Source organism: Candidatus Stoquefichus sp. SB1, from assembly GCF_001244545.1.
GTDB lineage: Bacteria > Bacillota_I > Bacilli_A > Erysipelotrichales > Coprobacillaceae > Stoquefichus.
In genome coordinates this window covers 52,555-77,708 of sequence record NZ_LN852692.1, presented here as the reverse complement: position 1 = coordinate 77,708, position 25,154 = coordinate 52,555, and the positions used below count along the sequence as shown (strand labels likewise).

The 25,154-nt window shown below is 30.1% G+C and carries 19 protein-coding genes and 1 other annotated feature; of the genes, 5 read left to right on the top strand and 14 right to left on the bottom strand.

The window, feature by feature from the left end:
* Positions 1 to 45: 45 nt before the first annotated feature.
* Positions 46 to 1,065 (bottom strand): aldo/keto reductase, encoded by a 1,020-nt coding sequence (locus tag BN1865_RS00410; RefSeq protein ID WP_050635295.1) that lies wholly within the window; start codon positions 1,063 to 1,065, stop codon positions 46 to 48.
* A 211-nt stretch (positions 1,066 to 1,276) separates the two neighbouring features.
* Here BN1865_RS00410 and BN1865_RS00405 point away from each other — a divergent pair, with 211 nt between their 5' ends.
* Positions 1,277 to 2,167, top strand: a complete 891-nt coding sequence (locus tag BN1865_RS00405) for a MurR/RpiR family transcriptional regulator (RefSeq protein ID WP_050635294.1) — start codon at positions 1,277 to 1,279, stop codon at positions 2,165 to 2,167.
* A 37-nt stretch (positions 2,168 to 2,204) separates the two neighbouring features.
* On the opposite strand, the gene BN1865_RS00400 is transcribed toward BN1865_RS00405, so the two are convergent.
* The 7 genes from BN1865_RS00400 to BN1865_RS00370 all read right to left on the bottom strand — a co-directional run bounded on the left by BN1865_RS00400 (position 2,205) and on the right by BN1865_RS00370 (position 8,199).
* Positions 2,205 to 2,633 (bottom strand): serine O-acetyltransferase, encoded by a 429-nt coding sequence (locus BN1865_RS00400; protein WP_050635293.1) that lies wholly within the window; start codon positions 2,631 to 2,633, stop codon positions 2,205 to 2,207.
* A complete protein-coding gene (locus tag BN1865_RS00395) occupies positions 2,634 to 3,854 on the bottom strand; it encodes an MFS transporter (RefSeq protein WP_198527209.1) in 1,221 nt (406 codons plus the stop codon). It lies immediately after the preceding gene.
* A 119-nt stretch (positions 3,855 to 3,973) separates the two neighbouring features.
* Entirely contained in the window at positions 3,974 to 5,326 is a 1,353-nt protein-coding gene (locus BN1865_RS00390; RefSeq protein ID WP_050635292.1) for an MATE family efflux transporter, read from the bottom strand.
* A gap of 2 nt (positions 5,327 to 5,328) precedes the next feature.
* The gene (locus tag BN1865_RS00385) at positions 5,329 to 5,745 is read right to left on the bottom strand and encodes a C-GCAxxG-C-C family protein (RefSeq protein ID WP_050635291.1); all 417 of its coding nucleotides are present in this window, start codon (positions 5,743 to 5,745) and stop codon (positions 5,329 to 5,331) included.
* A 198-nt stretch (positions 5,746 to 5,943) separates the two neighbouring features.
* Positions 5,944 to 6,924, bottom strand: coding sequence for an aldo/keto reductase (locus tag BN1865_RS00380; RefSeq protein WP_050635290.1), 981 nt, complete (start codon positions 6,922 to 6,924; stop codon positions 5,944 to 5,946).
* Positions 6,925 to 6,940: 16 nt separating this feature from the next.
* Positions 6,941 to 7,357 (bottom strand): flavodoxin family protein, encoded by a 417-nt coding sequence (locus tag BN1865_RS00375; RefSeq protein WP_050635289.1) that lies wholly within the window; start codon positions 7,355 to 7,357, stop codon positions 6,941 to 6,943.
* A gap of 11 nt (positions 7,358 to 7,368) precedes the next feature.
* Positions 7,369 to 8,199, bottom strand: a complete 831-nt coding sequence (locus BN1865_RS00370; protein WP_050635288.1) for an oxidoreductase — start codon at positions 8,197 to 8,199, stop codon at positions 7,369 to 7,371.
* Between the two features lie 1,026 nt (positions 8,200 to 9,225).
* Between BN1865_RS00370 and BN1865_RS00365 the strand changes: the two genes are divergently transcribed.
* The 4 genes from BN1865_RS00365 to BN1865_RS00350 all read left to right on the top strand — a co-directional run bounded on the left by BN1865_RS00365 (position 9,226) and on the right by BN1865_RS00350 (position 14,971).
* Entirely contained in the window at positions 9,226 to 10,083 is an 858-nt protein-coding gene (locus tag BN1865_RS00365; RefSeq protein WP_050635287.1) for a LysR family transcriptional regulator, read from the top strand.
* Positions 10,084 to 10,312: 229 nt separating this feature from the next.
* Positions 10,313 to 12,253, top strand: a complete 1,941-nt coding sequence (locus BN1865_RS00360; protein WP_050635286.1) for an oxidoreductase — start codon at positions 10,313 to 10,315, stop codon at positions 12,251 to 12,253.
* Between the two features lie 79 nt (positions 12,254 to 12,332).
* On the top strand, positions 12,333 to 13,175 hold the full coding sequence (locus BN1865_RS00355; RefSeq protein ID WP_050635285.1) for a PRD domain-containing protein: 843 nt from the start codon (positions 12,333 to 12,335) through the stop codon (positions 13,173 to 13,175).
* Between the two features lie 11 nt (positions 13,176 to 13,186).
* A complete protein-coding gene (locus BN1865_RS00350; protein ID WP_050635284.1) occupies positions 13,187 to 14,971 on the top strand; it encodes a glucose PTS transporter subunit IIA in 1,785 nt (594 codons plus the stop codon).
* A gap of 220 nt (positions 14,972 to 15,191) precedes the next feature.
* Here BN1865_RS00350 and BN1865_RS00345 read toward each other — a convergent pair whose 3' ends face one another.
* From BN1865_RS00345 to BN1865_RS00320, 6 genes are all read right to left on the bottom strand, one after another.
* The gene (locus tag BN1865_RS00345) at positions 15,192 to 15,785 is read right to left on the bottom strand and encodes a PTS transporter subunit EIIC (protein WP_232780284.1); all 594 of its coding nucleotides are present in this window, start codon (positions 15,783 to 15,785) and stop codon (positions 15,192 to 15,194) included.
* 1,194 nt (positions 15,786 to 16,979) lie between these two features.
* Complete coding sequence (locus tag BN1865_RS00340; RefSeq protein WP_050635283.1) at positions 16,980 to 17,546, bottom strand: hypothetical protein; 567 nt, start codon at positions 17,544 to 17,546, stop codon at positions 16,980 to 16,982.
* A gap of 782 nt (positions 17,547 to 18,328) precedes the next feature.
* Positions 18,329 to 19,279, bottom strand: coding sequence for an Abi family protein (locus tag BN1865_RS00335; RefSeq protein WP_050635282.1), 951 nt, complete (start codon positions 19,277 to 19,279; stop codon positions 18,329 to 18,331).
* A gap of 190 nt (positions 19,280 to 19,469) precedes the next feature.
* Complete coding sequence (leuS, locus tag BN1865_RS00330) at positions 19,470 to 21,866, bottom strand: leucine--tRNA ligase (RefSeq protein WP_050635281.1); 2,397 nt, start codon at positions 21,864 to 21,866, stop codon at positions 19,470 to 19,472.
* 35 nt (positions 21,867 to 21,901) lie between these two features.
* Positions 21,902 to 22,106: a binding site (T-box leader), on the bottom strand.
* 49 nt (positions 22,107 to 22,155) lie between these two features.
* The gene (locus BN1865_RS00325; RefSeq protein ID WP_198527208.1) at positions 22,156 to 23,214 is read right to left on the bottom strand and encodes a response regulator; all 1,059 of its coding nucleotides are present in this window, start codon (positions 23,212 to 23,214) and stop codon (positions 22,156 to 22,158) included.
* A gap of 74 nt (positions 23,215 to 23,288) precedes the next feature.
* Positions 23,289 to 25,154 carry an ABC transporter ATP-binding protein/permease gene (locus BN1865_RS00320; RefSeq protein WP_050635280.1) on the bottom strand — a complete coding sequence of 622 codons (1,866 nt, stop codon included), beginning with the start codon at positions 25,152 to 25,154 and terminating at the stop codon, positions 23,289 to 23,291.

The following is a 25,154-nucleotide window of genomic DNA, read 5'->3' as shown; positions in this document are numbered from 1 at the left end:
TTTTTCTCCTTATATACTCATCTTTAAAAAGACAAAACCATATTTTTAACTTTGTTTTTGTTTAATCATTAACATTGTTCCATTTAATTTATGAGGAACATATAATTCTTCTAAATAATCAATATCATCTTGTGTTAACTTGACATCTAATGCCTTGATTGCTTCATCTATATGATATAACTTTGTCGCTCCAATAATAGGAGCACTCACTTTTGTCAACAGCCATGCAAGTGAAATCTGTGTCATTTCTACATTGTATTGATCTGCTAAATGAATGACTCTATTGATAATGTCTTGATCAATATCTTTTGTATCATCATACTTACTTTTGGCAAATTGATCTTCTTTCAAACGTTTACTGATTTCTCCAGGACGCTTAGATAATCTGCCAGATGCTAAGGAACTATAAGGTGTTAATGCAATATTTTCTTCCTGACAATAACGATTGATTTCTCTTTCATCTTCTCTATAAAGTAAATTGTAGTGATTTTGCATTGAAATAAATTGTGGATATCCCTTACTTTTAGCATAAGTATTGATTTTAGCCAATTGATAAGCATAACAGTTAGACATTCCAATATAACGAATCTTACCTAAACGATGCGCTTCATTTAATCCTTCCATAATCTCTTCAAATGGCGTTTCTTCATCCCACATATGCATAATATATAAATCAATGTAGTCCATCTGTAAATTTTCTAAACTTTCATTTATACGTTTTAAAACAAAATCTTTCCCACTTAATCCTGCTTCTTTTTCTATCTTTGTTCTTGGCATAAATTTTGTCGCAACAACTATTTCTTCTCTTTTTGCAAAATCGTTGAGTGCTCTGCCAATAAACTGTTCACTAGATCCTTCTTGATAAATAGCAGCTGTATCAAAAAAATTAACACCTACATCAAGTGCATGCTTGATAATCTTACGAGATGCTTCTTCATCGAGAGTCCATGAATGCCTCCCAGCAACTGTTTTCCCATCATTTTGACTTGCATTTCCAAACCCCATACAGCCTAAACATATCCTAGATACATATAAGTCACTCTTTCCTAATTGAATATATTCCATTTTATAACCTCCCTTACATTGATAAGATTATCATAAAAAAATCGTCAGTATAATATTGATAGAAATGAATGAAATCATGTTTACACTTTCTTTTTATTTTCAGCATTTCATTGTAAATAAGATTTACAAACTTTAATCAACAAATCTCTTTCCAATTTTTAATTTGTAAATCGTATTAAGATTTTATATAATGAAAACGAGGTGACAGACCATGTTGTTAAAAGATAGGATGAATAATTATCCTTTTTCTCATAGTGAAAGGATTATTGTTGATTACATATTAGATAAACAAAATGAAATCAAAGATTATTCAACAAAAATGATAGCTGATGAAACTTATACTTCGCCATCTACCCTTATTAGAATATCAAAAAAATTAGGTTTTCAGGGGTGGAATGATTTTAAAGATGCTTATCTTAATGAAGTTGATTATTTGAATAAACACTTTCAGGATATTGATCCTAATTTTCCTTTTACAAACCAAGATACAATTATGAATATTGCAAGTAAAATTGCTAATTTACATGCTGAAAGTGCAAAAGATACTTTATCACTTATACATCATGATGCTTTACAAAAAGCAGTTCAAATTTTAAGACGCTCTCAAGAAGTAAGAATTTTTGCTATATCAAATTTAAATTATGTTGGTGAAGAATTCGTTTTTAAATTAAATCGTATTCAAAAAAAAGCTAGTATTTCTCTTGTCCAAGATCTTATGTTCCATGATGCTGCTATGATGGAAGATGACGAATGTGCTATTTGTATTTCGTATTCAGGAGAAACACCACATATCTTACAAGTTGCAAATACTTTAAAAGAAAATCACGTACCGATTATTGCGATCACAAGTGTTGGGAATAATCATTTATCTGACATGGCACATGTGACATTACATATTTCTACAAGAGAAAAGTCTTTTTCTAAGATTGCTGGTTTTGTCTCTCTAGAATCAATATCAATTATTCTAGATACTCTTTATTCTTGTTTATTTTCATTGAATTATCAGGCAAATCTAGATTATAAATTAAAAATGTCAAAACGTATTGAAATTACACGTTCAATAAATAATGAAATTATTGCAGAAGATATCAAAGAAGATTAAAGGTTCAAGTTATTTCACTTGAACCTTTTTTGAATAATCAATATGAATTTTTATTGAAATGATAGATTTCTTTTATATTTTTGACATAACTATAACTTTCTATATTTCGGTTATAAACACAGCCTGCTTCAACAATCGTATGATGTCCAACAACAATGGGACCAAGCAGTTTCGCATTTGGATAAATAATCACATTTTCTTCAACAGTTGGATGTCGCTTGCTCCCTAAATCTTTCCCATTATTCCCTAATGTTACGTTTTGATGAATGACACAATGATCTTTAATAACTGCACTACTTCCTATCACAATACCATATTTAGAAGGAAACTTCACAGTGTTTGCTATTTTTGCTTCAGGATGAATATCAATTTTAAAAAGAAAACGATTAAGATTACTAATCAATCTAGCAAGTGTATAAAGATGCAAATGCCAAATCAAATGAGATATGCGATAAATCAATAACATTTAATGAAATAACTCCTGATCATTACCTGCTGGAACTTTAAATAACAGTGTCATTACAAAGCCAATCAGAATGACTCCTAATGCACATAAAAACATATTTTGATATGATGTAACATTAAGAATCTGACCACCAATGTTTTGAAAAATAACCGATGAAAGATTACGACAAGTTTGGACCAATGCTAAAGCTGTAATTTGATATTTTGCATCAACCAATGTATTCACAACTTTTAAGTTAATCATGATAAATAACATACCTGCTGGATGTTTGACAATAAAAGTCGCGATGATTTGTAATGGTAGCCAAAGTTGAAAAGCGTAAATAGAATATAATCCTATAACCATACAAAAAGCAATCATTAATAATATTTTATTGGCAATTTTATCCATAAACTTATATGAGAATAAAACAATTGGTGCCTCACAAATAACTGCTAATGAGACAATCAGAGAAACGGTAGAAATATTTAGCCCCATTGATTGAAAATAAGCTGGTGTAAATGTATGTCCCATATTGGTAACTCCAAAAAAGATTGCTGAAATAAGTAAATAATATAAATACTTTTTATTTGTGAGTATTGCTTTGAAGAAACCTTGACTCTGATTTTCAGTTTCTGCTTTTTCGACTTTTTCTGTATGAGCACTTGTTCCAAGTAATCCAATAATAGAAATCACCATTGTCAATACAAATGTTATAAATATGGCTGAAGGAGAAACAAAATCATAAATGAATCCTGCTAACTGTGAACCTAATGCATAACCAATCGTTCCCCATATTCTAATACGTCCATATGGATAAGGACTGGTTGTTGCAATTCTTTCCATAATTGGATTGGTTCCATTAATAAGTGTTAAAACAAAACTATATCCAATGATCAATTCAATCAAACTTTTTGCATTGACAAAATAAATACCACCAAGCCCTGCCAAAGCAAACAAAATCGCATTCACAAGTTTTAAGCTATATTTATCACTTAAGACACCAATGAGTGGTTGAAAAATCATTGAGGCTAAAAATGATGTTGAAACAACCAATGAGACATCACTTGGTCTAAATCCTTTATCAAGTAAATAAACGGATATAAAAGATGAGAATAAAGCCCAAGATAAATAATAAAAGTTATACATTAAAAAATAACTAAGATAACTATTTTTAAATCTGTTAAGCAATTGTGTCAACACACCTTGCTTATTCAATTTTATAGGCATTTCTTTTTCCATAACTGCCACCTCCACTTGATAAATTACATAAATTATACAAACGATTCAATAAACGAAAGAACAGTTCATATATCATTTACAATTGATTTATAATTTCTCATATAATTTGTAAATGTTATTTACAAATCATGAGGGACTTCTAATTTATGATGAATGAATTTTCTAAAATAGATAAAGTTTGTAGATGTTGTGATCAAATCAGAAATAGGTTCTGCTAGGACAACAGCCATCATTTGATTCTTCATAAACATCGGTAAGATAAAGATTAAAGGAATCAATAAAATTATTTTTCGATAAAAGGCAAAGAAAAATGACATCTTCCCTTCTCCCATAGAATTATAAGTTTGTTGACAGGTGGAATTCACTCCTAACACACATGCTCCAAATATGTAAATTCTTAACATTTGTGAACCTAGATCTAATAATTCTGGAGATGATGTAAAAAGTCCGACAAAACATTGAGGAAAAAATTCCATCATCATTGTAGCAATCAATGTATATGTTAAAGCCACTTTCATGGCGAGTGATATTGTATGTTTGACACGATCATAATTTTTTGCTCCATAATTAAATGAAATAATGGGTTGGCTGCCTTGTGCAATTCCCTCTACTGGTAAAAGAATAAACTGGAACATGGATGTCATAATTGTCATTGAACTAATTGCAAGGTTGCCACCAAATCTTAAAAGCTGCTGATTAAATGATATCGTCAGTAATCCTTCAGTTGCTGACATAAAGCATGGTGAAGCCCCTAGAGATAGAATTTGTTTCATAATTCGCCATTTGGGTTTTAAATACTTTTTACGAATATGTAAAATCGTTTTTTGACCAAAGAAAAAATAAAGGACCCAAAAACATGAAGCACTTTGAGCAAGAACAGTTGCCAATGCTGCACCCTTTACACCCATATCAAAATAGAAAATAAAGATAGGATCTAAAATAATATTCAATCCAGCTCCTAAAAGAATTGTCGCCATACCATATTTAGTAAAGCCTTGAGTATTGATAAAGTAATTGAGTCCAACTGTCAGTTGGATAAAAATCGTTCCTAAAGCATATATCATTATATAATTTTGAGCATAAGATAAAGTTTCCTCACTTGCTCCAAACAAATAAAGAATAGGTTCTTGAAAAATAAGAACAATCAATGTAATGACTATTGATGAAATCATTAATGACATAAAACTATTTGACAAGATATGATCTGCTTCTTCATAGTTTTCTTCTCCTAAACGAATAGAGCTCAGTGGTGCTCCACCTCGTCCAAATAAACCATTAAAAGCATTAATGATTGTTGTTAATGGCACACATATGCCTATGGCTGCCATTGCTAAATTTCCATCTGGTAATCGTCCAATATAAATACGATCAACCATATTGTATAAAAGTGAAACAATTTGAGCACAAATAGCTGGCAAAGCTAAAGTATATAATAATTTTGATATTTTTTGATTTGCTAATTTTTCTGTCATCGTTATTCTCCTTTTAAACATTCATCTAAAATCTTAGTTCCAATTTGAATGACATCAGTACAACAGCGATTATTTCTTTTTTTATTTTCTTCTAGTATATCCTGACATTTTAATGAACCGATTTTTTCTTTAAAATCCATTGCTAAACATTTTGCACATGCATAACTCCTGAGTTTAGATTGTGGTACTTTTAAATTGCCATCACTTGTTTCTAAATAAGATGTTATCATTGCCATTAAAATTGGTATACAACACATTTCTTCTAATCCAGCAACGCCTCTACCGATTCCTTCAGCTAATCGAAATAATGTCTTTTCATCTATGAAAAGTTCATCTTTATAACTACATAAAAACGCTTGAGCACAGTTATAGCCATTTTGATGTAAATGTTTTGCACTATGCTGATGTTTATCATCCATTTATCAACACCTCTTTCATTTTTATAAATCTATTTTATTGAATTTAGGATTGATTAAAAATACTTGCGTAGTGAATTCAAATGTCATTTACAATTTATAATTAAAACTTGATATATTTTGTAAATAAGATTTTATAAAAAAAGCACTAACCTTTTGGCTAATGCTTCTTGATAAATTTTCTAAAATATAATTATATTTTTAATGACCACCAAATACTAAGAAATCCATTGTATCTAATTGATCATCCAATGCTTTCACCTCTTCTTTGGTTAATATGACTTGACCAGCATCAAAGTTTTCTTTGAGTCTAGATACTTTTCTAGATCCTGGAATCGGAATAATATAATCTTTTTTACACATCATCCAAGCCAGAGAAATTTGTGCATTCGTTGCATTTTTTTCTTTTGCATATTTTTCAATAATGTCCAGTAATTTTCGTGTTTTTTTCATTCCTTCTTCACTATATTGAGGCATATCTGGTCTAAAATCCTGATCTCCATTACCAAAATCTGCTTTTGATTGATAAGCACCTGTTAAAGCACCGTTTGCCATAGGTGAAAAGGCAACATAAGTTATTCCTAACTCTTCACATACTTTAAAAATAGGTTCATGCCATCTTGCCATCATCGAATATCTATTTTCAATAGCAGTGACTGGACATACTGCATGTGCTCTTCTTAAATACTCTTCAGTTGTTTCAGAGATTCCCCAAGCTTTAATTTTTCCTTCTTCAATTAATTCTTTCATCACACCAGCAACAACTTCTGGTTCAACTTTTGGATCAATACGATGCTGATAATATAAATCAATATAATCTGTATCTAACTTTTGCAATGATTCTTCAACACTTTGTCTAATTTTTTCTGGTGAACTATCGAATTCTAAATGATCACCTTTATGAGTAACACCAAATTTTGTACATAAAATAATTTGATTTCTAAATGGTTTGATTGCTTCACCTACTAATTCTTCATTATAATTTATCGATCCATCTGGATTGATACCCGTATAACATTGTGCTGTATCATAAAAATTATACCCTATTTGATAAGCTTCTCTTAAAACAGCAATGGCTTCATCTTTAGGCATAGGTGTACCACTGGCATGAGAAAATCCCATACATCCTAATCCGACAGGATTAACATACATATCTGTTTTCCCTAATCTTGTTTGTTTCATATTCTTACTCCTTCATTTATTTTGTTATTGTTCCTTTATAGTTAAGACCATATAGACTTGCAAAACGTTTCATGGTATATTCTCCTGCTTCCATTTGTTGCACTGTTGGAGCATATCCTTGAAATACGAAATACAGGTCTTTTCCTTTTAACAAATCTTCACTCACATTACCATAAAAACGATCCAATAAATTTCTGATTGCTCCTGACATACTATGCCAATATAACGGTGAACCAATAATGATAGTATCAGCTTTTGTCATCTCTTTAACGACTTCATCAAATTGATCATCAGCAAAGTTTTGACCATAACTATATATTTTATAATCAACCAAATGCAATGTTGCATATTCTTGATCTTTTAAAAATTCATGCGCAAGTGTCACTGTATTTCCATCTTTATGAGGGCTACCATTTATAAATAATGTTGTCATATAGAACTCCTTTACTGATAATCCGCTTCTGCTGACACTTCTGCCCATTTGTCTAATTCTGCAATCTTTGCTTCTAAAGTTGATTTGACTGCTGTGACTGCATCTGCACCTAATGTTAAGATTTGTGGATATTCATCACTATTAACAACTTTGACAATAACCTCTCCTGCTCTATCAGGGTCACCAGGTTGTTGACGTTTGTTTTCAAATTTGCCAACTCTTGTTTTTCCGACTGTCTGTGCATAATCACCAATTTCATCTTTCGTTCCTTTTAAAGATTCAGCATCATAGAATCTTGTTCTAAAAGCTCCAGGTTGTACAACCATGACTTTAATTCCTAAAGGTTCTACTTCTTTTGCAAGTCCGTTAGTAAGTAATTCTAAAGCGGCTTTTGAAGAGGCATAATATCCTGACCCAATTGCACTTCTTGCAGCTGCAATGGATGTCACATTTAAGATGGCACCAGATTTTTGTGCTCTCATTGCTGGTAAGACTGCTTTTATCAATTCAATTGGTCCAAATAAATTTGTTTGAAATAATGTTTGAACTGCTTCTACTTCACCTTCTTCTACTGCACTACGATATCCATAACCGGCATTATTAACCAATACATCAATTGTTCCAAATTTTTCATTGGCTTCTTTCACTGCATTTTGGATGCTTTCATTATCTGTCACATCTAAAGAAACTGCTAACGCTCTTTTAGGATATTGATTGACAATATCTTGCACTTTCTCCTTATTTCTAGCAGTCACAACAGCTTGATCGCCGCTCTTTAAAACTGCCTTTGCAATTCCTGCACCAATTCCACTACTACATCCTGTAATTAACCATGTTTTCATATTTTCGTTCCTTCTTTCTTCCTATTTCCTAATGCCATTTTATTAAGTTTTGCTTATTTTGTACAATGCTATTTTATCAATCAACTATAACTTGAACGCATAGCACTGATGATGAAAGTAATGAATAACTTTATCACAATTTTATTCATCAAACATTTGCATTTTTGAATAACCTGTAAATGAGTCATTAGACTTTTCCAACTCTTTAATAAAGCAACGTATGGTAACGATGAATATTTTTTATGGAAGAACTTGTTGCATAAGAAATAAATCTATATGGATACATCTTACAAGATGACTGGATAGAAATACATATTTAAGAAATCCTTTAAATGCAGCTAACTGATTGCTGTTTCTCTGCCTATGTTCATTGATTTACACACTTTTGCTTTAAATCCTATCCAAACGAAAAAAGACACAATAAAGTTAGTTATTGTGCCTCAAATATTGTATTTCAGATATAGAAAAGATATAGGCCCACATCAATCTGCACATCCAACCTCAAGTGGTCAGAAACCTATATCCATAGAGAGTATACTCTCTTTCTATCCATAATATACCATATTCAATTTTAAAATACAAATATTTATCTTTATTTAACATTGTTTTTTATGAGAAGATAAAACTCATTTTTATCATCTGAAAAAGATTGTCTTATAACACTGCATAAATTATCAACAAACTGTATCTCTGCCTCATCAAAGAAATTTCTGTACTGAATAGAAATAACATTTTCATTTATTCCAATGAAAGGAATGATTTTATCCTCAAAATCTTTCTTATTAAAGGAATCAAATATTATTTCAATATCATATAGAATAGATAGAACAATCTAAATTCTATATTTTTAACTTATTTGTTTCATTGCTTTCTTTGACCTTATGAAGTTTATCTTTATAACAATGCTTCTATTCTTTATCCCCTCATTCTTTCTTTTCCACACATTATTTTAAAACGGGATAGAAAAACTGTACAATGCCATTCATGAAATGTGCTATAATATAAACACATAGTGGAGGTAACCATATGCTTGAATTTAACCAATTAGAACAACTTATATGTATTGCTGAAAATGGAACAATCTCTAAAGCAGCTGAAAAACTCAATCTTTCCCAACCCGCTTTAAGTCGTTCCATGCAAAGATTAGAAGATGATATAAATGTTTCATTATTTGATCATTATAAAAACAAAGTCATTTTAAATGCAAATGGAGAGCTATTTGTTCAATATGCAAAACAACTGATTCAAAGTCGAGATAAAATGATACAAGAAACGCAATTATTTGATATATCACATCGTTTCATATCGATTGCATCATGTACACCTGCACCATTATGGGATATTGAACCTCTTATCAAAGATATTTATCCTCAAATGAAAATCACAACACAAGTTATCGATAAAGATAATCTCATTAAAGAATTAAAGGAACAAAAATATTCAATGGTCATTACACCTTTTGAAGTCAATGACAAAGAACTCGTCTGCTATCCTTATATTGAGGAAGATTTATTTTTGTCTATTCCAATGGATCATCCTTTTCAAAATAAAAAAGAAATCAGTTTTCATGATATGGATGGAGAAACAATGTTATTATATTCAAATATAGGGTTTTGGCATGAATTACATATGAAAACTATGCCAAATACAAATTTTCTTATGCAAACGGATAGAACAACTTTTAATGAAATCGTGAAAACTTCGACATTACCTTCATTTACATCAAATTTATCTATTAAAAGAGAAGGAAAACCAAATAATCGAATAATTATTCCTTTCAGTGATGAGGAAGCTCATGTAACATTTTTTCTTGTTATGTTAAAAGAAGATAAAAAGAAATATGATGATCTTATTTGCAAAATTGATACTTATTATGATTATTAGAGACAATATAAAAAGAAGTTATATTGATTTTATATGGAATAAGTTGTCTTATGACAAAGTTATAAAAAATAAAATTTATAATCCCTTGACAAATGAAAGCGCTTTATATATCATATAAGTATAATAAATAGTCATTAAAGGCTTGTTATAACATCTCGTTAGCAAAACCTTGCTCTTTTATAGTGCAGGGCTTTTTATTATCTCAAGAAAAAATGGAGGTGTTATTATTTTGAAAAATAAAGTTTTAGAAAAATATGGTCATGTCTTTTTGCCTTTACAAGTTAAAAATATTATTTATACCAATCGTCTATGTTCTACCACAATGTCTACAGTTCCTACTCATACCCATTTATCTACAACCAATTATGGCGGAATAGGAATTTATGATAAAGCAAAAGGTGGTGTTGCAATGATTGGAATGATGTATCATGGAACGGCTGGATCATCATTATACGAAGCAAATGGTGCAGACCCATTTAGTAAGTATAATCTTGATGTTTTACGTGAGTCACTATCTGTTGTGAAACAAGGTGGTGCTTTAGCAGGATTTGCAGTTGGTATGGGAAATACTTATAAAGGAGAAATTTACACTCCTTCAGGATTACCTTTTGCAAGACCCTATTCCAGAGAGACAAGAGTGATAACTGAAGATATTATACAATCACTGCTTGAAACAGTTATTAAAAAAGCCAAGAAAGCAAGACAATTTGGTTTTGATTTATTAATTTTAGATATTAGCAATGATAATATTGTTGGACATTTTATGGCTCCTGGCTTTAACCAAAGAACTGATCAATGGGGTGGTAATTATGAAAATCGTTTTCGACTGGCTCATCTTATTGTAAAAAAAATAAGAGAAGCTATTGGTAATGATTTTGTTTTAGAACTGAGAGTGAGTGCCACTTTAGGTGTAAAAGAATCTTATTCATTTGAAGAAATGTTAGCATTCTTAAAATCTGTTGAAAATCAGATTGATATTGTCAATATTGTTACAGGGATGGATGAGTATCATGATGGAAATGTCAAACTTTGCCCACCTATCTTCGAAAAACATATGTTAAATTATGAGGTTGCTAAAAGGATCAAAGAAACGTGCCATGTTATTGTGAATATAAGTGGTGCTATTATGAATCTTGAAGAAGCAGAAAAAATCCTTGCTGATGGGGTTGCTGATTTAATCCTAATTGGGCGTTCTATTGTTGCTGATCCTTATATGCCTAAAAAAATTCTAGCTGGAAAAGAAGAGGATGTAGTCCCATGTATTAGATGTAATAACTGTTATCATATTGCAACTGAACATTGGAATACTTGCTGTAGTGTCAATCCTAGAATCTATCGTGAAAACAGAGTCCCTCTTCACCTTCAAAAAACACTTCATCCAAAAAAAGTTCTTATCATCGGTGGCGGACCTGCTGGTTTAAAAACAGCATTAACTGCATATGAAAAAGGGCACGATGTCACAATTATTGAAAAGAATAATGTTATTGGAGGTGCTTTGATTCAAGCCACAAAAGGTGATTTAAAGCAAGATCTATTAGCATATTTACATTATCTAAGAGTACAAATCAAAAAAAGTCAAATAAAACTTATATTAAATACAACTGCATCAAAAGAATTTATTGAGTCAGAAAATCCTGATGTTTTAATTATTGCGACTGGAGCAAAAGCCGTTATTCCCCCTATCAAAGGTATTCAACATACTAATGTTTATAAGGCAACTGATTTTCTTGAACGTGGATTTGAAAAGGCTGCTCAGACAACAACCATTTTAGGAGCTGGAAGTATTGGTTGTGAAATAGCTTTAGAAATAGCCAATTTTGGAAAAAAAGTAAATCTTATTGAAATGAGTGATACATTAGCAAAAAATGGAAATGAACTCTATCGTGTCAGCTTACTTCAACATATACTTTCCCATCCAAATATTCAAATTATGTTAAATAGTCAATGTATAGAAATCAGAGAAAAAGAATGCCTTGTTCAAAATGAAAATAATGTTTTTAACATTCCTCATGATGAAATGATTATATCTGTTGGATTTCAACAAGATATAAAAAGTATATTTCCATATTTCGGTCTTATTCCAGAAACATATTATGTAGGAGATTGTAAAAGAGTTGCTTCTGTAACTGAAGCTGTAACAGAAGGATACTTTTTAGGAGCAAGTCTCTAAAAAACACTTTCCTACTTACATGGCTTGTCATATTTTAGCAAAACCATATTCAATTTCATAATGAAAGTAGGGAAATACGATGTACATTAAACAAATCTTAAATAACAATGTTATTATTGCTTTAGATAATTCTCAAAACGAAATCATTGCTGTTGCAAAAGGCATTGGTTTTAAAAATAAAAATCATTCTACCATTGATGAGAATGATTATGATGATCTTAAGAAATATGTATTAGATAAAGCTGAATTTGACGAAATTCGTAATATTTATAAAAGAATTCCTCAAGATATGATTGAATTATCAAGTACATTATTAGAAAAAGAAAAGAAACATAAAGATTTAAATTGTCTTATCACATTCAACGCTGTCATGCTATTAGCAGATCATATCCATGAAACAGTAAGTCGATTACAAAAAGGATTATATCTTAGAAATGCACTCACTAATGAAATTAAAATGTTTTATCAAAGTGAGTTTGATATCAGTATGATAGCAAAAGAAAAAATTCTTGAAAAATATGAAGTGATCCTTAATGATGATGAGATTGCTTTCATTGCGACACATTTAATAAATCTTAACTCTAATAACATGAATGAAACTTTGACATCTATTCAAATTGTTGATGATCTTGTCAACATTATTCGTCGTATGATGAATATTGAGTTAAAAGTCAATTCATATACATATACAAGATTTATTACTCATTTAAAATATTTTTCATTACGTATTTTAAATAATCAAAAAATTGATTCTCCTTATGATGAAAAACTTGCTCAATTTGTACAAGAAAATTATAAACTCCCTTATTCATGTGCAATAGCAATAAAACGTTATATCATGAGTAAATACAATTATGCGATTGATAACGATGAAGTCATATATCTCACAATTCATTTGAAAAATTTAGAAAAAGAAAAATAAGAGGTTAAATTATGAATATAGAAAAAAATGCTATTTATATTTTAGAAAATATTGGTGGTAAAGAGAATGTTAATCAGGTTTCACACTGTGCTACAAGATTACGTTTTCAAGTCAAAAATAAAGATTTAATTAAAAAAGATATAATTGAAAATTTGGAAGGTATCTTTGGTGTTCATATCATTGGAAATGAGTGTCAAATTATCGTTGGTGGCGATGTTATTAAATATTACCCAATCATCCAATCCAAAATTGATAAAACAGAAAACATAACAGTTTCAAAAAAGAAAAACTCATTGAAAGATTATGGTTTTGCCTTTCTTGATTTTGTTTCAGGGACAATGACTCCATTAATTCCTGCTTTGATTGGTTGTTCAATGATTCGTGGGCTTCTCATCTTATTAAGCCAATTTGGATTGATGAATGCTGAGAGTCCAACATATGCTATTTTGAATGCAGCATCCAATGGTATTTTCTACTTTTTGCCAATTTTAGCGTCATTTTCAGCAGCGAAAAAATTAAATGTGAATCCTTATATTGCAGCGTGTATTTCAGCTGCATTAATGGAACCTAACTTTTCTGGGTTAATGCAAAATACAGGTGATATCGTTGATTTCTTCGGTATTCCTGTCATGATGTTTAATTATGCATCTTCCCTTATTCCAGCTTTGCTTTCTACATGGCTCTACTCTTTTTTATGGAAGTTCCTAGAAAAGAAAATGCCAAGTTCTATTGCTGGTGTCTTTAATCCTGCAATATGCTTATTTGTATTTGTTCCTTTAACTGCTATTTTATTTGGACCAATTGCTTATTATATTGGAAATTTTGTCGGAGATTTATTTAACAGTATAAATGGTATCAGCCCTATCATTGCAGGCATCTTTATTGGAGTTACAATGAACTACTTAGTTATTTCTGGTGTTCACTGGGTAATTACTGCAATTTGTATTAATGAATTTGCATTAAATGGATACTCAACATTGTTTGGATATTGGTGGTGTGCTTGTATTTCCTACATTGCAATAGCATTAGGTGCAATATGGGTTGCCAAAAATAAAAAAGAACGTAGTTTAGCAATCTCATGCAGTATAGTTGCTTTATTTGGTGGTGTATCTGAACCTACATTATATTCTTATTTACTTAGAAATAAAAAATATGCTATTCCAATGGCTATTTCTGGTGCGTTAGGTGGCGCCTTGGCAGGTATTCTTGGTACAAAGGCAACTGCTTTTTCAATGGCAACTATTTTTACAGTTTCTTGTGTAGAAATGAATGGCAGTTTTATAACATCTTGTTTTGTTTTTGCTAGTCAAATTGTTGTTGGTGTTATTTGCACAAAGATTTTTGTTGGTCAATCCAAAGCAGTATCCTTTTTGGCCCCTATGACTGGAAGTATTATCCCACTTAGTAATGTCAATGATTCCGTATTTGCCCAAGAAACACTAGGTGGTGGATTTGCTATTATTCCAACTGATAATAAAGTATATTCACCTTTTGATGGAGAAATCATTTCATTATATCCTACAAAACATGCCATTGGATTAAAGGATAAAAATAATAATGAAGTTCTTATTCATATCGGTATTGATACTGTTCTTTTACAAGGTGAGGGATTTGTTTTACATGTTGCTCAAGGTGATCAAGTAAAAAGTGGTCAACTCCTACTTGAATTTGATGAAGCTCTCATGAAGTCTAAAAATATTGATTTAACTACACCTATTATTTTTGTAGGAAATCATAATATAGATAATTTAAAACAACATTCTATTTCAGCTAAAACACAATTAATTCAAATATAAACAAAGACTATCATTTATATGACAAATTATAAATCATAATGAAAAAGCATATATCATTGAAATACATAATGATATATGCTTTTTAACAAATAAGGGACTATCCCTTATAAACTACAGAAATCAATCTATATTTATGACTTCACTCACTCCTTAAAAATTAAAACGCTTTCTATACAAATAAAGAGCAGAATATCACACTTTTATAAATCTTCTCCATTACTTAAAATAACTTTTCGATACCAATCAAAAGATTTCTTTTTATATCTTTTGGTGGAACTGACTCTGGCATTTTAATCTTGATATTTTTATCTAAACACCAAACATAAATTCTCGCTCCAGAAATTCCTGCAATCATGGCTAAAAACAATCCTGTTGCTCCAAATGATGAAACAGGTAATACACTACTTACAATGCCAGATACTTCTGCACCAGTTGCATCTGTTAATATCGCCGTTGTCTCAAATGGAGTCAGTAACAATAATGCCCCCAAACCAATCATTGCACCTGAAAAAGGATTTTTGCCAAACGACTTTGCAGTAAAATAACCTAAAGCAATAACCAAATATAGTGAAATCAAATCACTTGTAATCATTACAGGAAAATTTAAGATATCTACTAAACCTGTACTTGTTAAAAAATTGGTATACCAATCTCCTAATGGTAAAGAGCGAATTAACATAAAGATTGATCCTCCAATTGCTAATGCACTTACACCCATAAATCCATCCATAATAATCTTTACATATCGAGCATTTGTAAATTTATCAATACTTGGTACGATTTTTTCTTCAAAATAGTTTTTGATTTTACTCATCTTTTATTCCTCCCTTTCTTTAATTCAATCATACCAACATATCTATATAAGTTGTATTTCATTATTTTCCAAAATTACTATATTAATTTGACATTTTTTAATAATAATCTTTACAGTCATTGAATCTATAGAACAACCATCATAAAAACAATTGGAGAATGAAATGAGTTTTATCAATTTACGTGAGTAAATAAATTATTTTTAATTAATCATTAGATGATTTTTTAATGATTAAAGATTTTTTATCACAACTTGATTTTTCTTTTTAATCTTTTCTATCATTTTTTAATACACCTAAACAATAGCTCTACTTTACTAATTCAATAATAAAGTTTTGTAAACTTATGTCAACTTAATTGTGAAACTCATTAATTATATTATAAACCTTTTTGTTTTTTTAATATTAATAATTTTTGAATATTCATTAAAGTCTTATAATCACCAAAAACGAATCCCTGTGCATGTGCAATTTACAATAAATTATATATCATAATCCTCTTCAAGAATAATTCTATATGATGATTAATAATTTCATCATTCATTATTTTTAGATCAGACTAATCTTTAAGTTTGAATATAACAACTTGCGTCAAAGAAATAGAAAAATTAATATCATAAAATCGCAACCAAAACATACATACAAGATCATCTGAGATAATTAATTTTGTATCAATATGATTATCAGCAATATATCAATCATAGTTTAAAGTCAACATTTGTAAAATTTTTAATCTTGGCCTTATTTCAATCTGGATTTTACCCCCATTAGTTATTAGTTCATCTATGAATTTATTTTTATCATTATCATTAAATTTAATGATGACTAATATATATAATGATTTTCAAAACAAATAACAAAAATCTTTTATAAAGGAGAATTTGTTTTTTTAGGTTATACACTTTGACGGATTTCTTTTATCAGTGAATAGTAAGCTTCATTTTTTTCTTAAGTCATTGAGATATTGATTGTGTATCGTGTAAGTATTTTGTATAAATTTTATCGTATATTAATCCCTTTCTGCAGATTGTAAATTATCTGATTCCAAAGCAATAGCTTAGGATAAATGCGATAACAAAAAAAACAATAATAATTAGTCCCCAATAAGTTGAAGCACGCCCATGATCTCTCATACTTTCTTGTAGTTCCTTGGTCCTTTTTGGATCAATAAATCTGATTTTCTTAGACATTTTTTATCAAGGAAGCGTAATATAACTTGTACCAGACATTGTAAAAGTCATTCCTGCTGTCAAAGTACACGTTCCTTTAAAATTTATTTGAGATGATGACCATGAGGTAACAATAACTTTAGGATTTGAATAACCTGTTGCTCCATAGTGGTTATTAACACCAGTTATAACAGGATTTTCATAACCAATACATAAAGATTTATGATTACTATCAATTCTAAAGAATACGTTAATGTAAAAAGTAATATTTACATTAAGTTGCGGTGAAGCAGCTGCACCTTCTCCTTTACAAGTCACTCCATAATTATATGTTCTATAATAATCATAATTTGATGGAATTGATTTTGGAATTAATACAGCTTTATCTGCTGAGTCTATTCTTGAATCAAATACTACTTCATAGTTTTCTAAATCTTCACGACTGATATCTTCAATTTTGGGCACTTCGCCATCAAATACCAAATTCAATAGTTGATCTTTTGTTAAACCTTGATCTAAGGCCACTACTGATGTAATACTTGAAGTTGCAAAGCAGCATAGTAAAGATAAAACTAAACATAATATTTTTTTCATATTGTTTCCCTCTTGGATTAATATACGATAGAAATATTATAACAGTATAATATTTTATAAACTAATGACGTATATCATCATTTTTTGATTACATATGTCATGATTTTTACAGATTTTTATTTAAATAATTTATTTGATATATATATCAAATCCACTAATTATAGTTTTCATCAAGAAACTACTGAAATTATTACAGTCATTGCTTTTATTTACAACTTCTAAAATATCATGCTGAGAATACTCTTTTTCTTATGTCTTGATAATTTTATGACCTTATAATCATTTCCACTATATTATAATCTATAAATATGCAGTTTTATCTCATTCAGATGCCAGTTAAATTTGATTTGATTGTTCCATTTTTAAATATGTAAACTATAGTGAAGTATCGTGATTAAAATACGTACACTTTTTTTTGCATAATACAACATGTCTAAATTGATACATTTCTTTTTGGACTTTTAAAATATAAAAGATGTTAACATTTTGCTAACATCTTTTTATACTTATCTTACAACTACATTGACAACATTATTGTCAATTCCAAAAAAGCATTGAAAATAAGGCGTTTTTTATTTTAGAATGGTGACTATACCAATTTTTACACCAATTGAAACATTAAGTTTTACAGAATTATAAAGACTATATGACAAAAGCAGCAAACTTGTAGTTTGCTGCTTCCCGCAAATGGAATATTTGGATTATGGCACAACCCTAGCCTTCCAACGGTTATATGCTACTTTATCTACATATATTATAGCATACAATTGAAATTATATCATTTATAGTTTGTGTATTTTGTCATATTTACTTTCCCAATCTGACGGTAAGATTTCAAGTAATTTCCAGTCTACTTTACTTCTTAAAAGTATTTTACTAAGTGCAACTTTAAATTCTGTTCTTTCCTTATCATGTAATAATTTATTCAACGCATATACTCTAGAGAATAAATCAGAATTTGAAAGAAGCAGTCCATTATCAATCCTATCTTCTAGAACTATTGAAGATGTTCTCCCAATCAAGATATTATGATGACAACATATATTCCTTAAATTTTTAATTGCATCTAACCATGTAACATATTGCTCAACATCCGTCTTTGAATGAGTCCTACCTAAATAACCTTTATCTAATACCATCTTCTTATATTTCATATTCAAATACGAATACATTAAACAAATATTACCAAAATCAGCATATGAGAAATATACCCAACATGGTAATTTTTGATTCGTTCTAATACCACCTTTGCGATATTCAGCTAATTCTGGATATTTTTTTTGATTTTTTCTTATTTCTTCTTCTCTTTTTAATAAATCTTTAAACATAGTTTTAAAATAATGTTGATTCTTTTTCTTTTTTATTTTACTCTTCTCCGATTTAGATGGAGTATAAGAATTGACATCTAAATAAAATAATTCATTATTCAACTCTAATGATATAAAGTCAGATATATAAGTTCTTGTCTGTATTTCTATATATTGACAGTATTCAAAAAATAATTTGCGCAACTCTATATCCAAACGATATAAGTTAAAAAGCAAATTATGATCAGGTTTTCTTCCTAACTGCATTGTATGTGATAATAAATATTTGCCATATCTACTAGCCCGAAAATAACCCACACACTTCAAATATTCTCTCATTTTTTTATTTTGTCTGAAATTGACATACTTCTTCATCCAATTAATTTGTTCTTCTAAATTAATCGGTATATTATCTTGTTGTGACAATGTATTTACCTCCAAAAAAAAAGAATGGTATACCACTCTCAATCCCGTAAATGGAATATTTGGATTAGGGCATTACCCAAGCCTTCCAACGGTACAAATAAAGTATAGCACAATTAAAAATTGCTATCAACTTTTAAATACATAAAAATGCAGAAAAAGATGTCAATATTTTTTTGACATCTCATTTTATTTATCTTATAACCACATTCACGATTTTATTCTTAACGACAATCACTTTGACAACAGTTTTACCTTCAGTATGAATTTTAACATTGTCTTGAGCTAATGCTTCTGCCCTAACAACCTCATCATCTTCATCTTTAGCGACTGTAATCTTAGCACGTAATTTACCATTGACTTGAACTGCCATTTCCACAGTTGCCTGTTCTAACATTTTTTCATCATATGTTGGCCAAGCAGCATATGCAATTGTTCCTTCATGTCCTAATAATGACCACATTTCTTCACCAATATGTGGCGCAATACAACTTAACATTTTGACTAAGTTTTCAGCATAAGGACGATAAAGTGTTGGTGATTTATAGGCTTCATTAACAAATATCATCATTTGTGAGATTGCTGTATTGAAACCTAATGTTTCATAGTCAGCAGTGACCTTTTTAACAGTTGCATGATAAATAAAGTCTAATGAATGATCATTTTCATCAGTTAATTTATCAGATTCAATAATCAAACGATAAACACGATCCAACCATTTTCTGGCACCATCAACACCGCTTTCACTCCATGGTTTACTTGCTTCTAAAGGTCCCATAAACATTTCATAAACACGTAATGTATCTGCTCCATAAGCTTCAATAATATCATCAGGATTAATAACATTTCCTTTAGACTTACTCATTTTTTCACCATTACCACCTAAAATCATACCTTGATGATATAATTTTTGGAAAGGCTCAGGATGTGATAAATATCCTTTATCATATAAATAACGATTCCACATACGTGAATATAATAAATGTCCAACTGCATGTTCTGGTCCACCGACATATAAATCAACTGGTAACCAGTGATCTAACAATTTTTTATCAGCAATTTCTTTATCATTATGTGGATCTAAATATCGCATATAATACCAACTACTTCCAGCACTTCCAGGCATTGTACTTGTTTCACGCTTACCTGGTTGTCCATTGACTGCAACATTCACCCAGTCAGTTGCTTTATCTAATGGTGAAGCACCTGTTTTAGAAGGCGAATAATCTTCTAAAGGTGGTAAAATAAGTGGTAATTGATCATCACTTAAAGCAACAGATGATCCATCTTCAAAATTGATGATTGGAATAGGTTCACCCCAATATCTTTGACGTGCAAAAATCCATTCTCTTAAACGATAATTGATTTTTTGTTGACCACAATGATGTTCTTCTAACCATTTTGTCATTGTTGCAATGGCATCTTCTTTATTCATACCATCTAAAAAATCAGAATTGATATGAACACCATCTTGTGTCCATGCTTCTTTTGTAACATCGCCACCTTCAAGTACAGGAATAATATCAATATCAAATTTCTTTGCAAATTCATAATCTCTTTCATCATGAGCTGGAACTGCCATAATCGCACCTGTTCCATATCCAGCTAAAACATAATCTGAAATCCAAATTGGAATCTCTTTTTGATTCACTGGATTTATTGCATAGGCTCCTGTAAATACACCTGTTTTTTCTTTATTTAATTCTGTACGTTCTAATTCAGATTTTGTAGCACATGCTTTTACATAAGCATCTACAGCATCTTTTTGTGGAGCTGTTGTTATTTTAGCAACCAATTCATGTTCTGGTGCTAAAACACAGTAAGTTGCACCAAACAATGTATCACAACGTGTTGTAAAAACAGTAAACTTATCATCATGTCCTGAAACTTGAAAATCAACATGTGCCCCTATTGATTTCCCAATCCAGTTTCTTTGAATTTCTTTTGTTGATTCTGGCCAATCAATATCTTCTAATCCTGCTAATAACTTTTCAGCATATGAAGGAATATCAATCACCCATTGTTTCATATTTTTTCTAACAACTGGATATCCTCCACGTTCACTCTTACCATCAATAATTTCATCATTAGCTAAAACAGTTCCAAGTTCTTCACACCAGTTAACCGGAATATCTACATTCTTTGCTAATCCATCATTATATAATTGTTTAAAAATCCACTGTGTCCATTTATAATAATCAGGATCACATGTTGAAATACATTTATCCCAATCAAATGAAAAACCTAACATTTTTAATTGTTTTGTAAAAGTCGCAATATTCTCTAAAGTAAAACCTTCAGGATGATTTCCTGTCTTAATCGCATATTGCTCAGCAGGCAATCCAAATGCATCAAATCCCATTGGATGTAATACATTAAACCCTTGCATTCTTTTCATTCTTGACATAATATCTGTTGCAGTATATCCTTCTGGATGTCCAACATGCAAACCTTGACCTGATGGATATGGGAACATATCCAAAGCATAATATTTTGGTTTTGAAAAATCCCATACATCAGTATAGAAAACTTTATTTTCATCCCAATATTGCTGCCACTTCTTTTCAATTTGTTTGTGATCAAACGGCATAATTCATTCCTCCTTAAAATATAAAAAGTCGTCCATCTAAGGACGACTTTAATCGCGTTACCACCTTAGTTCATATCCTTTAGATATGCCCTCAACACTTTAACGCAGTGATACGGTCAAAACTACTCATTTCATTTTGACATCTCCAAGGCGAGTTCATTGCATCCTCTACTTGTTTTCACCAACCACAAGTTCTCTACAAGATTACTGACAATTACTATTCCTTTTCATTGATTTTCACATATTCAACATTATATCATATGTTTTTTGAATTTCAACCGATTTCTTGTTAATCTTTATATAAAGTTTCATAAATTTTAAGACTAATTGCATTAAAATCCAATAATAATCGAGGCTGAAAAACGCCACATTCACCATTATTAATCATCATCATAGCTTCTTGATAACTATATGCCTTTTTATACACACGTTCACTTACCAACGCATCAAAAACATCCGCTAACGAAACCACTTGTGCCCATAAAGAAATATCATTTCCTTTCAGTCCATCTGGATACCCATGACCATCCCAGCGTTCATGATGATGACGACAAATATCATAACAATAATTATATAATTCACTCTTTTTTAATTGTTCTATATTTTCTAATAATTCACAGCCTTTAATCGTATGCATTTTCATGATTTCATATTCTTCAGCCGTTAATTTCCCAGGTTTATTTAAAATACTATCAGGAATCGAAATTTTTCCTACATCATGCATAACAGCAGCGTCACCAATCAACTCTATTTCAATATCAGATAATTCACAATAATGATTTTTTCGCAATTCATATAATAACATTCTTGTCATACTTCTTATTCTAGAAACATGAGCACCTGATTCACAATCACGAAATTCAATCGCCGTACTCAATGTATCAATAACTGATCGATTAGCTTCACGCAACTGCTTTTCCTGAATTCTTAATGTTTTCATTTGTTCATCTACAATTTGCTGTAAATGTAAACGATGCGAATATAACTCTATAATATTTTCTATTCGTCTACGAATAAAAGAAGGATTAAATGGTTTTGTAATAACGTCTACAGCACCTAATTGATATCCTTTTTCTAAGTATTGGTTTGTTGTTTCAGCCGTAATCAAAAAGACTGGAATCTTATCAATCATATTATTTTTTTTCATTTCTGCTAAGACTTGGAAACCATCCATAATTGGCATCACAATATCTAATAAAACAACATCAATACTTTGATTCATAAGGATTTCTAAAGCAACTGCGCCATTTTCTGCCTCCATCACAATATAACGATCATGAAAAGCATCACTTAAGATCATTCTATTTATATCCACATCATCAACAATCAGGACTTTCTTCTTGTTCACTCAACTCACCACTCTTATCATAGTCTACCTTTATTCTATCATCTTCAATTTCAAAAGTCGAATATATTTCATTGCTATGATGAATCTTTTAAATGTTTGACAGTATTCATTTTAAAAACATAAACAAGTGGTGGTAATTGACTAATGATAACGAGTCCATAAGATATTCCAAAAACAAGTAATAACAATTGATAATCAAAAGCAAAAAAGAAGGTATTATTCAATAACATATTTTGAATAAACTGATTAACAAAATTTAATAATTGCCAATATAAGAATACACATATCAATTGAGCTATCAGGACAATTTCAATTGATTCATAAAAAACAATTCTTAATAAATCAAATGAACTTGCTCCAAAACATTTCATAATAGCTAAATCTTTCTTTTTTTGAACAACATTTAAAAACATGACTTCCCCAATAAGAAATAATGAAGAAATAATGGCAAGCACAGAAAAAATAGATAAAACAATTCTTACCTGTGACATGGTCTGTGTTACATTTTTAGAAGTTGTTGCCCCGACTTCTAAAAACTGATATTCAGGATAATCTTTTTTTAACTGTGCAATAATTTGACTTCTTTGATATTGAGGATTCACATAAATTAATCCTAATGTTTTTTTAACAGATAATTCATCATCATAGTAGACCCCTTTTAATAAATGAATATAGGCATTTTCTTTTTGATAAAGAGTATCTAATGTTGTTGACTGATCTGTGATTCCAACAATCCGATATGAAATAGCCTTAACCTGATTTTGATATTGATACCAGGCATAAATTTTTTGATTGATTAAAGAAGATAAATCATCTTGTTCTTTTAATAAATGTTTTGCTGTTGAAAGTGATAACAAAATATCTTGATCTTCTTTTGGATAATGACCTAATTTTAATTGGAGATGCAAATAAGGTGATGCATCATCACCAATAAAAAGCGTCTGTGATTCCTGATATCGTTCTGAATGAAAACCAATGCCTAGACATTCATAATCATCTAAAAAAAGTTGAACCCTTGTGATGGCATCATGTGAGGAAAGTTGTTGAACAAATGATTGATCAATTGATAAATGCTGTTGATTTTGAAAACTAATGCTGGAAGCAGGAACAAGTGAATAAATGTAATCCTGGATTTGTTTTTCCAGACCATGACTCATTGTTAAAGTTAAAACAATACACAAAAAAGATAAAGTTAATCCAAAAATCAATTGAAGTGAACGTGACTTATGTGATAAAAATGACATTAGTGAAAGACGCATTTTGCTAAAATATTGTCTATATAATGGATGAATAGCTAAACTTTTCTTAGCAACAATTCGCTTTATTCGATGACTTTGAATATGTCCGTCATTCATTTCATAAATCTCATCACAATATTTTTCTACCAATGGCATATTATGAGATACCAAAATGACCAGACGCTCCTGAGATTCTTCTTTTAAACATTCCATCACATGCTTGGCATGTGTAGGATCTAATGACCCTGTTGGCTCATCACATAATAAAATATCCGCCTTTTGATAGTGTGCTCTTAAATAAGCAATGCGTTGTTTTTGACCTTGTGAAAGAGATGGTATTTTTAAATCCTCAAAAGTTTTGATATCGAGATTCTGTTGACTTTTGGCTTGTGGATAGAAAAAATGAGAAAGCTTTATATTTTGATGAACAGAAAGCCATTTTATCAAATAAAAATCTTGAAAAATAAAACTCATATGTTGACGACGATATCGTGATAAATGATGTTTGACTGCTTTTCCATTATATTCTAAACACCCCTGAAAATCTTTATCAATTCCTCCCATAATATGTAGCAATGTACTTTTTCCACAACCAGAAGGCCCAACAATAGCAACTAAGCCACAATCTGGCAATTCCATGCAAATATCATCTAACACTTTTTGATAATGATAGCGTTTTGTGATATGTATTAACTTTAACAT